The following is a 14,534-nucleotide window of genomic DNA, read 5'->3' as shown; positions in this document are numbered from 1 at the left end:
CTTCCCGTCGGGGCGGCGTGATCTCCGGCCCGACGACGCGGTGGACCCCGACGTGTGAGAGCGCTCTCTCGGCGGGGCGGACTTCTATCACGGTGTGCAGGAATCGGGGTCGAGATGTTTCTACCCCGTAACCGCGCCGCGCGCCATGGTCGGGACGCATCGATTTCCATGGCCGCCCACCACGCGGGTCCGACAGCGGCCGACGGTGCCGTCCCGGCCGGATCACGACACCCGGCCGGGACGGCACACCTCACCGCGCGGCGGGCGTCGCGGTCCGGCCGCGCCGACGGGCGACCAGTCCCAGCACGGCGTCGACGACCAGGAAGCCGAGCAGCGGGATGCCGAACCACGGCAGCGCCCAGGCCACCGCGACGGTCACCGGCACGCCGACCAGCAGCATCCACAGTGGGAGCCCGCGCAGGCCACCCCGCGCGGGCGGCGCCCCGGCGAGCGCCGGCCGGTCGGTGCGGGTGGGGCGGCGCTGCCACCACATCCGGTAGCCCCAGACGATGACGCAGAGCAGGCCGACGGCGAGCGCGGCGAGCAGAACCTGGTTGACCACCCCGAAGAGCAGACCCATGTGCGCCTGTACGCCCAGCGCGCTCACCTGCGCCAACAGTGGCCAGTCGGCGAAGTCGAGGCGGGCGGTCACCGTACCGTCGGTCGGGTCGACGGCCACCTGGTCCCGCCCGACCGGCCAGGTGTTGTCGGTCTGGCCGACCGCCCAGGCGCTGCCCGGCTCGCCCGGGGTGATCTCGATCGGCCCGTCCAGCCCGGCGGCGCGGGCGGCGGTCGCCACCCGGTCGAAGGTGGCCGGGTCGGCTGCTTCCGTCGCTGTCCCGCCGTGCTGGTGCTCGCCGCCGGAGTCCGCCGGCGCGCCGGTCAGGCTGGTCGACAGCGCGGGACGGCCGGCGTCCAGCGCGTCCAGCCCGGCGGCGAAGTTCCCCCCGGCGAACCGGGACCAGGTCAGCCCGGTGGCGGAGAGCACGAGCAGACCCACCGCGAGCCAGAACCCGAGCGTCGCGTGCCAGCTCCGGGTACGCCGGACTCCCTTGCCGGCGGAGATCTCCGGCACCAGCAGGTGCCTGACCCGACCGCGTGCGCCGCGCCGACGCCACCACAGGACGATCCCGCCCAGCGCTAGCACCCACAGCCAGCTCGCGGCGATCTCGGAGTAGTGCCGTCCCAGGTCACCGAGGTGCAGGTTGCGGTGCAGGTCGTCCAACCACGTGGTGGCGGGCGTGGACCCGAACCAGGTGGTCAACTGTCCGCGTACCTGCGCGGTGTACGGGTCGACGTAGACGGTGTGCTGCCTGTCGCCCAGCTCGGGCAGCGCGAACACCACCCGGGTGGTGTGCTCGCCGGAGCCGGGGGAGACGCCGACCAGGCTGCCCTCCGGATGGGCGGCCCGCGCGGCGGTGATCTGCTCGGCCAGCGGCCTCGGCTGCGCACCGACCGAGGCGACGGTCAGCTCGTCGCCGTAGAGGATCCGGTCCAGTTGCGGGGTGACGGTGTACGCCAGGCCGGTCAGGGCGGCGACGACCAGGAAGGGCGCGACCAGGACACCCGCGTAGAAGTGCAGGCGGACCAGGAGCGCGGCCAGCGGCGAGGGACGGCGTGATGCGCGGGCGGGCGACGGCTCGGCGGCGGGCCGATCCGGGCCGGGCGTGGAGTCCGGTGTGGAGGCGCCGGAGACTTCGGTCAGAGACATGACTTTTCCGATCGGAATAGAGGGTCTTGCTGCGGACACGCCCGTGCCCTTCGGGTCGGTGTTGCTGCCGTCGCCCGGTCGCCCGCCGCTCTGCCCTCTAGTCGGACGCCGGGCCGTCGCGGTTCCCGCCACTCTCGCCGTCCCCGCCCGGCACGCCCCGGTGGCAACGATCGCCCAGGTCGCGCAGGGCGGTCCGCAGCCCGATCGTCACGGCCACCGCCTCGTCGTCGTCGAGCAGCAGCGGTGGCAGCGCCGCGCCGGCACCGAGCCGGTAGCCGCCGGTGCCCTGGGTGGCGTGCACCGGGTAGCCCAGCTCGCGGAGTCGGTCGACGTCCCGGCGCACGGTCCGCGCGGTGACTCCGAGCCGCGCCGCCAGTTCCGCGCCGGACCACTGACGGTACGTCTGGAGCAGCGACAGCAACCGGAGCAGGCGTGCGGAGGGCGTCGACATGTGATCGAGGATGCCACCGGCTTAGGACCGGAACTGACCTAACCGGCTCCTAGCGTCGACCGCATGACCGACGACATCGTCCCGTTTCACCTGGACGTCCCGCAGTCCCGGTGGGTCAGCTCGCCTGGATCGTCGAGATGTTCCACCGGCTGACCGACGGGCCCGCCGACGGGCACCTCGACGACGTCATCGACCGGGACCGGCTGCTGACCAACGTCACCCTGTACTGGCTGACCGGTACGGCCGGCTCCGCCGCCCAGGTCTACTACGAGGACATCACCGCCGCCACCTGGTCCGGCGAGGCGTACGGCGACGGCGACGGCGAGGCGGGCGACTGGGGCGTGGGGGAGGGGACGACCGTGCCGACCGGGGTGCTGGTGTCCCGGTCCCGCGACGTCACCGTGCGGCGGCTCGCCGAACGCGACCACCACGTGGTGCACTGGGCCGAGTACGACACCGGCGGGCACTTCTTCGCCCTGGAACAGCCGCAGGTCTTCGTCGCTGACCTGCGCACCTTCTTCGGTGCCCTGCGGTAGGTCTCAGACCTGCGGCAGGCCCACGTAGTTCTCCGCCAGGCTGGTCGCGTACGCGTCGGAGGTGGTGACGTACCGCAGGGTCGCCGACTGGAGCTTCGCCTCGTACGGGTCGTCCGCGTCGAGCCGGTGCAACATCGAGGTCATCCACCAGGAGAACTGCTGGGCCCGCCACACCCGGCGCAGCGCGGTGGCCGAGTACCCGTCGAGCAGGTCGGTGCTCCCGTCGGCGTACCAGGCGGCGAAGGCGTCCCCGAGCAGGGCGACGTCGGCCAGCGCCAGGTTCATGCCCTTCGCGCCGGTGGGCGGCACGATGTGCACGGCGTCGCCGGCCAGGAAGAGTCGCTGCCAGCGCATCGGCTCGACCACGAGGCTGCGCAACGGCGTGATCGACTTCTCCAGGACCGGCCCTTCGTTGAGACGCCACCCGGGGACCGTCTCCAACCGGGTGCGCAGCTCGGCCCAGATCCGCTCGTCCGGCCAGTCGGCGATGTCGGCGTCGGCGGGCACCTGGAGATAGAGCCGGGAGATCTGCGGCGAGCGCAGGCTGTAGAGCGCGAAACCCCGCTCGTGGTGGGCGTAGATCAGTTCGTCCACCGCGGGCGGGGCGGCGGCCAGCACCCCCAGCCAGGCGAACGGGTAGGTCCGTTCGTACGTGTGCAGCACCCCGTCGGGCACGGCCGCGCGGCTGATCCCGTGGAAGCCGTCGCAGCCGACCACGAAGTCGCAGTGCAGCTCCGCCTCGACGCCCTCGTGCCGGTAGTGCACCACCGGTGAAGAGTCCAAGCCGGACAGGCGTACCGCCTCGGCCTCGAACAGGATCGTCGCGCCGGCCGCGAGACGGGCGGCGATCAGGTCCTTGACCACCTCCTGCTGCCCGTACACGGTGATCGCCCGGCCGGTCAGCTCCGTCATCGGCACCCGGTGCGACTCGCCGTCGAAACGCAGCTCGATGCCCTCGTGCCGCATCCCCTCCCGGTCCAGCCGCGCGCCCAGGCCGGTGCGGCGCAGCAGGTCGACCGAGCCCTGTTCGAGCACGCCCGCGCGGACCCGGTGCTCCACGTACTCCCGGCTGCGGCTCTCCAGCACCACCGAGTCGACGCCCTGGCGGTGCAGCAGGTGCGACAGCATGAGACCGGCCGGTCCCGCCCCGACGATGCCGACCTGGGTACGCATCCGTGCCTCCTCGACCTGTCCGCGTCCGCGTCACGCGGGGCGGCTGGCGTTCCGACGCCCCGGCGGACACCCCGTCCCGCGGTGCGGGAGGGGGCACCGGTTGTTCGCAAGCCGAACGTCCGTTCTCATCAGGAACGTTGGCACGTGGGTCGGGGCCGAGTCAACGGGCGTGCGGCAACAATTCCCGGCCCGCGCCGCGCCGTCGGTGGGCTGCGTTGACGGCGCCGACGGGGGGCCGCTACGTTCGAGATAAGTACGCACGTCCGTATGCCGAACAGGTCGACGGGCTCCGGAGATCGGGAGGCGGAAAGCCCATGGCGAAGCTCGTCTCGTTGGCCGACGGCGTCGCGGACCTGGTCCGCGACGGTGACACGGTGGCGCTGGAAGGATTCACCCACCTGATCCCGTTCGCCGCCGGCCACGAGATCATCCGGCAGGGGCGGCGCGACCTGACCCTGGTCCGGATGACTCCCGACGTCATCTACGACCAGCTCATCGGCGCCGGCTGCGCCCGGCGGCTGGTCTTCTCCTGGGGCGGCAACCCGGGCGTCGGCTCGCTGCACCGCTTCCGCGACGCGGTGCAGAACTCCTGGCCGGTCCCGCTGGAACTGGAGGAGCACAGCCACGCCGGGATGGCCAACCGGTACGTCGCCGGGGCCTCCGGGCTGCCGTTCGCGGTGCTGCGCGGCTACACCGGCACCGACCTGCCCCGGCACACCGACAACATCCGCACCGTGGACTGCCCGTTCACCGGTGAGACGCTGACCGCCGTGCCCGCCCTGCGACCCGACGTGACCGTGGTGCACGCCCAGCGCGCCGACCGGGCCGGCAACGTGCAGATGTGGGGCATCACCGGCGTGCAGAAGGAGGCGGTGCTCGCCGCCGACCGGTCGCTGGTCACCGTGGAGGAGATCGTCGACGAGCTGACCCCGGTGCCGGGCCAGGTGGTGTTGCCCGGCTGGGTCGTCGACGCGGTGGCCCGGGTGCCCGGCGGCGCCCACCCCTCCTACACCCAGGACTACTCGGTCCGCGACAACGACTTCTACCGCGCCTGGGACGCGATCAGCCGGGACCGCGACACCTTCCGGGAGTGGATCGACCGGCACGTACGCGACGTGGAGGTGCCGGCATGACCGACGGGTACACCGCCGACGAGATGATGACCGTCGCCGCCGCCCGGCAACTGCGCGACGGCACCGCCTGCTTCGTCGGCATCGGGCTGCCCAGCACCGCGGCGAACCTGGCCCGGGCCACCCACGCCCCCGGGCTGGTGCTGGTCTACGAGTCGGGCTGTCTCGGCGCCAAGCCCGACCGGCTGCCGCTGTCCATCGGCGACGGCGTGCTCGCCGACACCGCCGACGCGGTGGTCTCCGTGCCGGAGGTCTTCAACTACTGGTTGCAACCCGGCCGCATCGACGTCGGGTTCCTCGGCGCCGCGCAACTCGACCGGTACGGCAACATCAACACCACCGTCGTCGGCGGCGACTACCGCGACCCCACGGTGCGCCTGCCGGGCGCGGGGGGCGCGCCGGAGATCGCCGCCTCCTGCCGGGAGGTGGTGGTCGTGGTGCGGCAGAGCCGGCGGACGTTCACCGAGCGGGTCGACTTCGTCACCTCCGTCGGCTACGGCGACGGCCCCGACACCCGGGCCCGGCTGGGCCTGCGTGGCGGCGGGCCGAAGACGGTCATCACCGACCTCGGTGTGCTCGAAGCCGACCCGGTCACCTGCGAACTCACCCTGACCCGACTGCACCCGGGAGTCACCATCGCGCAGGCCCGGGCGGCCACCGGCTGGCCGCTCGCCGTCGCCGACGACCTGGCCACCGGTACGCCGCCCACCGCCGCCGAACTCACCGCGCTGCGCGCTCTCCAGGCGACCGTACGGCCGGCCCGATGAGCGGACGGACCCGGCGGGAACCCGCCGACACCGAGGGGAGAACCACGCCATGACCCGAGACACCGGCGGCGGGCTGGTGCTGCCGAGCTACCGCCGCGACGACGTCGAGGCCCATCCGCCCCTGCTCAGCCCCGGCTACCGCTCCACCGTCGCCCGCGCCCCCGCCCAGCCGCTGGTGCACCTGCCGCAGCGACTCACCGAGATCACCGGCCCGCTGCTCGGTGACGGGCGGATCGGCGACCTCGACCACGACCTGACCCGTCAGCACGACGGCGAACCACAGGGGCAACGGATCATCGTGCACGGCCGGGTACGCGACGGCGACAGGCACGCCGTGCCGCACACCCTGGTGGAGATCTGGCAGGCCAACGCCGCCGGCCGCTACCGGCACGCCGCCGACACCTGGCCGGCCCCGATCGACCCGCACTTCACCGGCGTCGGGCGCACCCGCACCGACGCCGACGGGCGCTACGAGTTCGTCACCGTGCTCCCCGGCGCGTACCCGTGGCGCAACCACGACAACGCCTGGCGGCCCGCGCACATCCACTTCTCGCTGTTCGGGCGCGCCTTCACCCAGCGCCTGGTGACCCAGATGTACTTCCCCGGCGACCCGCTGTTCTTCCAGGACCCGATCTTCAACTCGGTCCGTGACCCGCAGGCCCGGCAGCGGATGGTCGCCCGGTACGACCACGACGCGACCCGACCCGAGTGGGCGCTGGCGTACGCGTTCGACATCGTGCTGCGCGGCCGGGAGGCCACTCCCTTCGAGGACGAGGACGACCACGATGACTGAGCGCCTCGGTGTCACGCCCGCCCAGACCGTCGGGCCGTACCTGCACATCGGCCTGCGCTGGGCGGACGGGGCGTACGTGGTGCCCGACGGCACGCCGGAGGCGTTCTGGATCCGGGGCCGGATCGTCGACGGCACCGGCGCTCCGGTGCCCGACGCGCTGGTGGAGACCTGGCAGGCCGACCCGGACGGCCGCTTCGACCACCCCGACGACCCGCGCGGCGCCCGACCGCCGACGGTCGCCGGCTTCCGGGGCTTCGGTCGCGCCGAGACCGACCCACAGGGGGAGTACGCGCTGCTCACCGTCAGGCCGGGACCGTTGCCCACCCCGACGGGCGAGACCGAGGCGCCGCACCTGACCGTCTCCGTCCTCGGGCGCGGGCTGTTGCACCGCCTGGTCACCCGGATCTACTTCCCCGGCGAGCCGACCAACGCCGCCGACCCGGTGCTGCGTACCGTCGACCCCGACCGACGGGACACGCTGCTGGCCCGCCATGCCCCGGACGGCTTCCGGTTCGACATCCGCCTGCAGGGGGAGCATGAGACCGTCTTCTTCGCCCTCTGACGTGCTGCTGCGCGGGCTGTCCGGCACGCCGGACGTCGACGCCGAGCTCGGTGACGTCGCCCTCCTGCGGGCGATGCTGGACGTGGAGGCCGCGCTGGTCCGGGCCGCCGCCGACGCCGGACTGGTGCCCGCCTCGGCGGCCGACGCGATCGCCGCCGGGTGCCGCGCCGACCGGTACGATCCGGCGGCCCTGGGCGCGGCGGCGGAGGCCGCCGGCAACCCGGTCGTGCCGCTGGTGCGGGAACTGACCGCCGCCGTCGCCGAACCGGCCCGCCCCTGGGTGCACCACGGCGCCACCAGTCAGGACGTGCTCGACAGCGCGTTGGCGCTGGTCGCCTCGCGGGCCCTGACGCCACTGCTGGGGCACCTCGACGAGGCCGTCGACGCCGCCGCCGGGCTGGCCCGCGCCCACCGGGACACCCCGATGATCGGACGGACCCTCGGCCAGCAGGCAGCGCCGACCACCTTCGGGCTCAAGGCGGCCGGCTGGCTGCTCGGTCTCGTCGAGGTGCGCACTCGGGTCCGCCGGGTCCGCGACACCCTGCCCGCGCAACTCGGCGGCGCGGTCGGCACCCTCGCCGGGTACGGCCCGGCCGGTCCGGCGGTGGTCGAGCGCTTCGCCGCCCGGCTGGGCCTGGCGGCGGCTCCGCTGCCCTGGCACACCCGCCGGCAACCCGTCCTCGACCTGGCCGCCGCGCTCGGTGGGCTGCTCGCCGCCGGCGGCAAGGTCGCCCTCGACGTCGGCCTGCTCGCCCAGACCGAGGTCGGTGAGGTGTCCGAGGGCGGTGCCGACCGTGGCGGGTCCTCGGCCATGCCACACAAGCGCAACCCGGTCGACTCGGTCCTGGTCGCCGCCGCCGCCCGACGCGGCCCCGGGCTGGTCGGCACGCTGTTCGCCGCCGCCGGGCAGGAGCACGAGCGCGCCGCCGGTGGCTGGCACGCCGAGTGGGAACCGCTGCTGGACCTGGTGCACCTCGCGGGCGGAGCCGCCGCCCGGACCGCCCGGATGTTGACCCACCTGCGGGTGGATCCGCAGCGGATGCGGACCAACCTGGACGCCACCGGCGGCCTGCCGATGGCCGAGGCGGTCGCCGCCCGGCTCGCCCCGACGCTGGGCCGCGCCGCCGCCCACGACCTGGTCCGCCGGGCCGCCACCGGCCCGCGCTTCCGGGACGCCCTGCTCGCCGACGCGCAGGTGCGGGCCCACCTGTCCGAGTCCGACCTCGACGCCGCCCTGGACCCCACCGCCTGGCTCGGGTCCGCCGGTCACCTGGTCGACCGGGCGCTCGCACACGAAAGGTCCGACTCGTGAACGACGTGCTGCACGCCACCGTGGACGGCCCGTCCGACGCGCCGGTGCTGGTGCTGGGCAGTTCGCTGGGCACCACCGGCGCGATGTGGCAGCCGCAGGTGGCGGCGCTCGCCACCCGGTTCCGGGTGGTCCGGTACGACCATCTCGGGCACGGCGCCTCACCCGTCCCGTCCGGGCCGTACACGATCGACCTGCTGGGCCGGACGGTGCTCGGGCTGCTCGACGCACTGGACGTGGAACGGGTCCACTACGCGGGGCTGTCCCTCGGCGGCATGGTCGGCATGTGGCTCGCCGCGTACGCGCCGGAGCGGATCGACCGCCTGGCCCTGCTGTGCACCTCGGCGGCGCTCGGCCCGGCCGACGGCTGGCGGGCCCGCGCCGCGACCGTCCGCGCCGGCCTGCTGCACACCGTCACTGAGGCGATCGTGGCCCGCTGGTTCACCCCCGAGTTCGCCGCCGCGCAGCCCGACACCGTCGCCGCCTACCAGGACATGCTGGCCGTCACCCCGCCCGCCGGGTACGCCGCCTGCTGCGAGGCGATCGCCGCCATGGACCTGCGCCCGGCCCTCGCCTCGGTCCGCGCCCCCACGCTGGTGGTCGCCGCCGCCGACGACCCGGCGACCCCACCCGCGCACGCCGCCGACATCGCCGCGCGGATCCCCGGTGCCCGGCTGGTCGTCCTGCCCGACGCCGCCCACCTGGCCAACGTCGAACGACCCGAGGCCGTCACCGGCCTGCTCACGACCCACCTCGACCCGGAAGGCAGGGCGACGCCGTGACCGACGCGCAACGACACGAGGCCGGGATGGCGGTACGCCGGCAGGTGCTCGGCGACGACCACGTGGACCGCGCCGTCGCCGGCACCGACGAGTTCACCGCCGACTTCCAGGACCTGATCACCCGGTACGCGTGGGGTGAGATCTGGACGCGGGACGGGCTGGACCGGCGTACCCGTAGCTGCGTCACGCTCGCCGTCCTCGCCACCCTGCACCACGACGCGGAACTGGCGATGCACGTACGCGCCGCGCTGCGCAACGGCCTGACCCCGCAGGAGGTCGGTGAGGTCCTGTTGCAGGTGGCCGTCTACGCTGGCGTACCGGCGGCGAACCGGGCGTTCAAGGTGGCCCAGGAGACCCTGCGGCAGGAGGCCCAGTGACCGACGCGGCGACCACGCGATCCGGCGAGTTCGTCCAGTCGCTGGAACGCGGTCTCGCCGTGATCAGGGCCTTCGACGCCGAGCACCCGCAGCTCACCCTCAGCGAGGTGGCCCGCTCCACCGGGCTCACCCGTGCCGCCGCCCGCCGGTTCCTGCTCACCCTGGTCGAGCTGGGCTACGTGCACACCGACGGGCGGCTGTTCTCGCTGCGCCCGCGCATCCTGGACCTCGGCTACGCGTACCTCTCCGGCCTGGGCCTGCCGGAGGTGGCCCGCCCGCACATGGCGGCGCTGGTCGCCCAGGTCCACGAGTCCTGCTCCGCCTCGGTCCTCGACGGCGACGAGGTGGTCTACGTGGCGCGGGTGCCCACCAAACGGATCATGACGGTGGGGATCAGCGTCGGCACCCGGTTCCCCGCGTACGCCACCTCGATGGGCCGGGTGCTGCTGGCCGCGCAGCCCGCGCAGTGGCTGGACGACTACCTCGCCACCGCGACGCTGCGCCCGTTGACCCGCCGTACCGTCACCGACCCGGCCAAGCTGCGCACCATCCTCACCCGGATCGCCGCCCAGGGGTACGCCCTGGTCGACCAGGAGTTGGAGGAGGGGCTGCGGTCGCTGGCCGCTCCGGTACGCGCCGACGACGGCTCGGTGGTCGCGGCGGTCAACGTCTCCGCCCACGCCAGCCGCGGCACGTTCGACACGATCCGCCGGGACCTGCTGCCGCCGCTGCTCGCCACCGCCCGGCGCATCTCCGAGGACCTGGCCGGGGGAGCGGCCCGCTAGCCGCGAGCCCCGCCGGTCGGCCGAATCCGCCCGGGACGCCCGTTCGGCGTACCACCATGTGGTGGACGACGAACGGGGGCGACGTGAGCGAACTGCTGCTGATCATCACGTTGGGCGTCACCGTTCTGCTCGGCACCACCCTCGGCGGTCGCTACCGGGTCGCACCGCCGGTCCTGCTCATCTGCATGGGCGCGCTGCTGGCGCTGCTGCCGCCGCTGTCGCACGTCATCCTGCCTCCCGAGGTGGTGCTGCTGCTGTTCCTGCCGGCCATCCTCTACCGGGAGAGCCTGACCACCAGCCTGCGCGAACTCCGGGCGAACATCGTGGTGATCACGCTGCTGGCGGTCGGGCTGGTCGGCGTCACGATGGTGGTGGTGTCGCTGGTCGTGCAGCGCTTCGGCGTCGATCCGGCGGTGGCCTGGGTGCTCGGCGCGGTGCTCGCCCCGACCGACGCCGCGGCCGTGGCCGGTCTGGCCAAGCGGATGCCCCGGCGGCTGCTCACCACGCTGCACACCGAGAGCCTGATCAACGACGGCACCGCCCTGGTGCTGTTCGCCGTGGCGCTCGGGCTGCTCGGCGGCGGTGCCGCGCCGACCGTGTTCGAGCTCGTCGAGCGGGTCGGCCTGTCGTTCCTCGGCGGAATCGCGGCCGGTCTGCTGGTCGGCACCGTGGTGATCCTCATTCGCAAGCGCCTGGACGATCCGTTGCGGGAGGGCGCGATCAGCGTGCTCACCCCGTTCGCCGCGTTCTTCCTCGCCGACGTCGTGCACGAGAGCGGCGTACTCGCGGTGGTGGTCTCCGGGTTGATGCTGACCGCGGCAAGTCCCCGGGTGGTCCGGGCCCGGTCGCGGGTGTTGGCGTTGTCGTTCTGGGACCTGACCACCTTCCTCATCAACGGTGGACTCTTCGTGCTGGTCGGCATGCAGATCCCCCGGGCGGTACGCAGCGTCACCAGCGTGTCGCTGCTGCGCGCGCTCGCCATCGCGGTGGTGGTGGCCGTGGTGCTGGTGGCGGTGCGGATGCTCTGGTTGCACCTGACCGCCCTCGTGGCCCGGTTGGTGGACCGTCGCGCGGTCGCGGTCAGCCGTCGGGTGAACTGGCGGGTGCGTACCGTCGCCGGGTGGGCCGGCTTCCGGGGTGCGGTCTCGCTGGCGGCGGCGCTCGCCGTGCCGCTGAGCATCGACGGCGACCGGGTGCCCGAACGCGACCTCATCATCTTCTGCGTGGCGGCGGTGATCCTGCTGACCATGCTGGTGCAGGGCACCACGCTGCCGCTGCTGCTGTCCTGGGCCGGGCTGACCGGCGACCCGGAACGCGAGGACGAGAGCCGGCAGGCGCGGGTGCGGGCCACCCAGGTCACTCTCGACGCGCTGCCGGACATCGCCGACCGGGTCGGCGTCGACCCGGAGACCACGCGACGCATCCAGGACGAGTACGCGGGACATCTGGACGCGGCCCAGGCCGATCCGGAGGACGACACGTCCGCCGCCCAGGAGGCGGAGCGTCGGCTCCGGCTGGCCGCGCTGGACCACAAACGCCGCGAGATCACCCGGATGCGCGACGCCCGCGAGATCGACGACGTGGTGCTCCGCGAGTTGCAGGCGCACCTGGACGTCGAGGAGATCCGCCTGCTCGGGCCGCACACCCTCGAGTAGCGATGCACCGGATGTAAGGAGGGGTCCCCTGCTAACGCCTGGTGTATAGCAGGGGACCCCTCCTTACATCCATGCTCAGCTCGCCGCGGGAGACGGGCCGGGGGCCGGCAGCGCCAGCGCCACGGTGAGGTCCAGCAGGCTGCGCGGGTCGGTGAGCCGCTCGCCGTAGAGCTGGCGGAGCTGACCCATCCGGTACCGCACGGTCTGCGGGTGGACGAAGAGGTCGGCGGCGACGTCGTCGCGCCGCCCCTGGTGCAGCAGCCAGGAGCGCAGCGTCTCGGCGAGCCGCTCGGCGCTGGCCGCGGGCAGCGCGGCCAGCGGTTCCAGGACCCGGGCGCGCAGGTCGGCGAGCGCCTCCAGGTCGGCGCTGAGCAGCAGTTCGGCCAGGTGGTGCTCGGTGTCCACCGGCTCGCCGTCGTCGGGCGGCGCGATGCCCAGGGTGCTGAGCCGCAGCACCCGGTGGTACGACGAGCGGGCCCGGGCCCACGGACGGGCCGGCCCGAGCACCGCGCGACGGCCCTGCAACACCCGGGCGAGCTGCCGTCGCCGGTCGCCGTGCATGTCCGGTACGAGCAGCACGGCGGTCTCCGTACCCGACTCCCCGGCGGGCAGTTCCTCGGTGCTCTCCAGCGTGTGCTCGTCGAGCAGGGCCAGCGCGCCACGCAGCTTCGTCTGCGGCAGCAGTGCCACGGTCAGCGTCTGCGGCAGTGGCCAGTCGGCCCGCTCCGCGCTGCGCACCAGCACGTCCTCCGGCTCGCCGAGGAGCAACTGCTGGGTGAGCCGTTCCAGGTTCCGTCGTCGGGCCCGCCCGACGCTGGCCAGTTCGTCGGCGTGCCCGGCCACGCTGGCCGCGGAGAGTTCGTCGATGTAGGCGAACATCAGCTCGGCGAACTCGGCGACCGCGGCGGCGGGTGACCCGATCGACACGGTGGTGGCGGCCAGTTCCCGCCAGGAGACCCGGGCGCCGATCCGGTACGCGGCCAGCAGCGCGTCCACGCTGCGACCCGACCGGGCCTCACCGCTGCCCAGCGCGTACGCGGCCTCCAGCGCCGGGACCAGCGGTGTGCTGGGGTCGCCGCCGTGGGACCGTTCGAGCAGTTGCAGGAACGTGCCCAACGCGATCTGCACCGCGTTCTCGATCTTGTCCCGCATCTGTCCGGTCAGGGTGCCGGAGTAACTGGGCACCTCCGCCGTGATCGCGGTGACGGTCCGTTCGGCGACCAGCGGCAGGCGGTCCCGCAGCTCACCGGCCACCCGCTGGTCCAACTCGATGCGGGCCGCCCGATGGGTGGTGTCGGAGTTTTCCGCCACGTTGTTCTCCCCGCACAAAACGGATGGGTCGCTTTACCTTCGCCGGCCAAGATTTTATGCCCAGCACACCGCGACCATCGTCCTATGACCGCCACCGTTCCGCGACCGGGCGCCAAGGTATCCCTTCGACGCCGTCTGTGGCGACTCGCCGAGTCGGTGACCACACCGGTACTGCCCGGGGACTACCTCGACCTGGTCGCCCCGCTGCGGTCCGGCGCCGACCTGCGCGGGCGGATCGTCGAGGTACGCCCCGAGACGGCCGACGCCGCGACCGTGCTGATCCAGCCGGGACGCAGTTGGAATGGCCACGTTCCGGGCCAGTACATCCGCCTCGGTGTCGACGTCGACGGCGTACGCCAGTGGCGGGCCTACTCGGTGACCTCGCCGCCCGGCCGCCGAACCGACCCGATCTCGGTGACCGTCAAGGCGATCCCCGACGGCGTGGTCAGCAACCACCTGGTGCGGCGGGTCCGCCCCGGCACGCTGGTGCAGCTCGACCAGGCACGCGGCGACTTCGTGCTGCCCTCGCCGGCACCGGAGCGGGTGCTGTTCCTCACCGCAGGCAGCGGCATCACGCCGGTCGCCGGGATGCTGCGCTCCGGTGCGCTGGACGGCAGCGACGTGGTGCTCGTCCACTCCGCGCCGACCGCCGACGACGTGGTCTTCGGTCCGGAACTGCGCGCCCTCGCGGCGCGTGGCGCCCTCCGGCTGGTGGAGCGCCACACCTCCGTCGAGGGTCTGCTGGACGTCGCCGAACTCGACACCCTCGTCCCCGACCACCTGGAGCGCCGCACCTGGGCGTGTGGTCCGCTCGGTCTGCTGGACGCGGCCGAGGCGCACTGGGACGCCCGAGGGCAGGCCGATCGCCTGCACACCGAACGCTTCCGACCCACCATCATCACCGCCGGTGACGGCGGCACGGTCACCTTCACCACCTCCTCGGTGACGGTGGCGGCCGACGGCACCACCCCGCTGCTCGACGCCGGTGAGAACGCCGGCGTGCTGATGCCCTCCGGCTGCCGGATGGGCATCTGCTTCGGCTGCGTGCTGCCACTTCGCCAGGGCGCTGTCCGCGACCTGCGCAACGGACAGCTCACCACCGCCCTGCCGGGCGACGGCGTACGCGTGCAGACCTGCGTGTCGGCCGCGGCCGGGCCCTGCGAACTCGAGATCTGAATCGGAGAACCACCGC

Annotated in this window: 14 protein-coding genes and 1 pseudogene; 11 read left to right on the top strand and 4 right to left on the bottom strand. The window is 73.5% G+C overall.

What is annotated here, in order from left to right; translation table 11 throughout:
* Positions 1-250 precede the first annotated feature (250 nt).
* Together ACQVFL_RS15890 and ACQVFL_RS15885 are read right to left on the bottom strand one after the other, a co-directional pair.
* Positions 251-1,711 (bottom strand): PepSY-associated TM helix domain-containing protein, encoded by a 1,461-nt coding sequence (locus ACQVFL_RS15890; protein ID WP_431729746.1) that lies wholly within the window; start codon positions 1,709-1,711, stop codon positions 251-253.
* A gap of 187 nt (positions 1,712-1,898) precedes the next feature.
* A pseudogene (locus tag ACQVFL_RS15885) lies at positions 1,899-2,162 on the bottom strand (helix-turn-helix transcriptional regulator); the annotation flags it as partial.
* Between the two features lie 110 nt (positions 2,163-2,272).
* On the opposite strand from ACQVFL_RS15885, the gene ACQVFL_RS15880 reads away from it, so the two are divergent.
* Positions 2,273-2,698, top strand: a complete 426-nt coding sequence (locus ACQVFL_RS15880) for an alpha/beta fold hydrolase (RefSeq protein ID WP_431729745.1) — start codon at positions 2,273-2,275, stop codon at positions 2,696-2,698.
* Positions 2,699-2,701: 3 nt separating this feature from the next.
* Here ACQVFL_RS15880 and pobA read toward each other — a convergent pair whose 3' ends face one another.
* On the bottom strand, positions 2,702-3,871 hold the full coding sequence (gene pobA, locus ACQVFL_RS15875) for a 4-hydroxybenzoate 3-monooxygenase (protein ID WP_431729744.1): 1,170 nt from the start codon (positions 3,869-3,871) through the stop codon (positions 2,702-2,704).
* Between the two features lie 314 nt (positions 3,872-4,185).
* Between pobA and ACQVFL_RS15870 the strand changes: the two genes are divergently transcribed.
* From ACQVFL_RS15870 to ACQVFL_RS15830, 9 genes are all read left to right on the top strand, one after another.
* The gene (locus ACQVFL_RS15870; protein ID WP_431729743.1) at positions 4,186-5,004 is read left to right on the top strand and encodes a CoA transferase subunit A; all 819 of its coding nucleotides are present in this window, start codon (positions 4,186-4,188) and stop codon (positions 5,002-5,004) included.
* A complete protein-coding gene (locus ACQVFL_RS15865; protein ID WP_431729742.1) occupies positions 5,001-5,768 on the top strand; it encodes a CoA-transferase subunit beta in 768 nt (255 codons plus the stop codon). Before ACQVFL_RS15870 ends, ACQVFL_RS15865 begins: the two co-directional genes overlap by 4 nt.
* Before the next feature lie 49 nt (positions 5,769-5,817).
* Positions 5,818-6,561: a protocatechuate 3,4-dioxygenase subunit beta gene (gene pcaH / locus ACQVFL_RS15860; protein ID WP_431729741.1), complete on the top strand. Its 744-nt coding sequence runs from the start codon at positions 5,818-5,820 to the stop codon at positions 6,559-6,561.
* The gene (pcaG, locus tag ACQVFL_RS15855; protein WP_431729740.1) at positions 6,554-7,123 is read left to right on the top strand and encodes a protocatechuate 3,4-dioxygenase subunit alpha; all 570 of its coding nucleotides are present in this window, start codon (positions 6,554-6,556) and stop codon (positions 7,121-7,123) included. Before pcaH ends, pcaG begins: the two co-directional genes overlap by 8 nt.
* On the top strand, positions 7,098-8,435 hold the full coding sequence (gene pcaB / locus ACQVFL_RS15850; RefSeq protein WP_431729739.1) for a 3-carboxy-cis,cis-muconate cycloisomerase: 1,338 nt from the start codon (positions 7,098-7,100) through the stop codon (positions 8,433-8,435). The genes pcaG and pcaB overlap by 26 nt, the downstream gene beginning before the upstream one ends.
* Positions 8,432-9,214: a 3-oxoadipate enol-lactonase gene (gene pcaD, locus ACQVFL_RS15845; RefSeq protein ID WP_396695720.1), complete on the top strand. Its 783-nt coding sequence runs from the start codon at positions 8,432-8,434 to the stop codon at positions 9,212-9,214. The genes pcaB and pcaD overlap by 4 nt, the downstream gene beginning before the upstream one ends.
* The gene (gene pcaC, locus ACQVFL_RS15840; RefSeq protein WP_396695718.1) at positions 9,211-9,591 is read left to right on the top strand and encodes a 4-carboxymuconolactone decarboxylase; all 381 of its coding nucleotides are present in this window, start codon (positions 9,211-9,213) and stop codon (positions 9,589-9,591) included. The genes pcaD and pcaC overlap by 4 nt, the downstream gene beginning before the upstream one ends.
* Positions 9,588-10,376, top strand: a complete 789-nt coding sequence (locus ACQVFL_RS15835) for an IclR family transcriptional regulator (RefSeq protein ID WP_431729738.1) — start codon at positions 9,588-9,590, stop codon at positions 10,374-10,376. Before pcaC ends, ACQVFL_RS15835 begins: the two co-directional genes overlap by 4 nt.
* An 83-nt stretch (positions 10,377-10,459) precedes the next feature.
* On the top strand, positions 10,460-12,031 hold the full coding sequence (locus ACQVFL_RS15830) for a Na+/H+ antiporter (RefSeq protein WP_396695714.1): 1,572 nt from the start codon (positions 10,460-10,462) through the stop codon (positions 12,029-12,031).
* A gap of 75 nt (positions 12,032-12,106) precedes the next feature.
* On the opposite strand, the gene ACQVFL_RS15825 is transcribed toward ACQVFL_RS15830, so the two are convergent.
* Entirely contained in the window at positions 12,107-13,342 is a 1,236-nt protein-coding gene (locus ACQVFL_RS15825; protein ID WP_396695712.1) for a PucR family transcriptional regulator, read from the bottom strand.
* Positions 13,343-13,426: 84 nt separating this feature from the next.
* On the opposite strand from ACQVFL_RS15825, the gene ACQVFL_RS15820 reads away from it, so the two are divergent.
* A complete protein-coding gene (locus tag ACQVFL_RS15820; RefSeq protein WP_396695710.1) occupies positions 13,427-14,518 on the top strand; it encodes a ferredoxin reductase in 1,092 nt (363 codons plus the stop codon).
* The last annotated feature ends 16 nt before the right edge of the window (positions 14,519-14,534 follow it).

The sequence above is a fragment of the Verrucosispora sp. TAA-831 genome, from assembly GCF_050780145.1.
In the GTDB taxonomy this organism is placed as follows: domain Bacteria; phylum Actinomycetota; class Actinomycetes; order Mycobacteriales; family Micromonosporaceae; genus Micromonospora.
The sequence above is the reverse complement of the archived record's forward strand: the minus strand, read 5'-3'. Positions and strand labels throughout refer to the sequence as shown.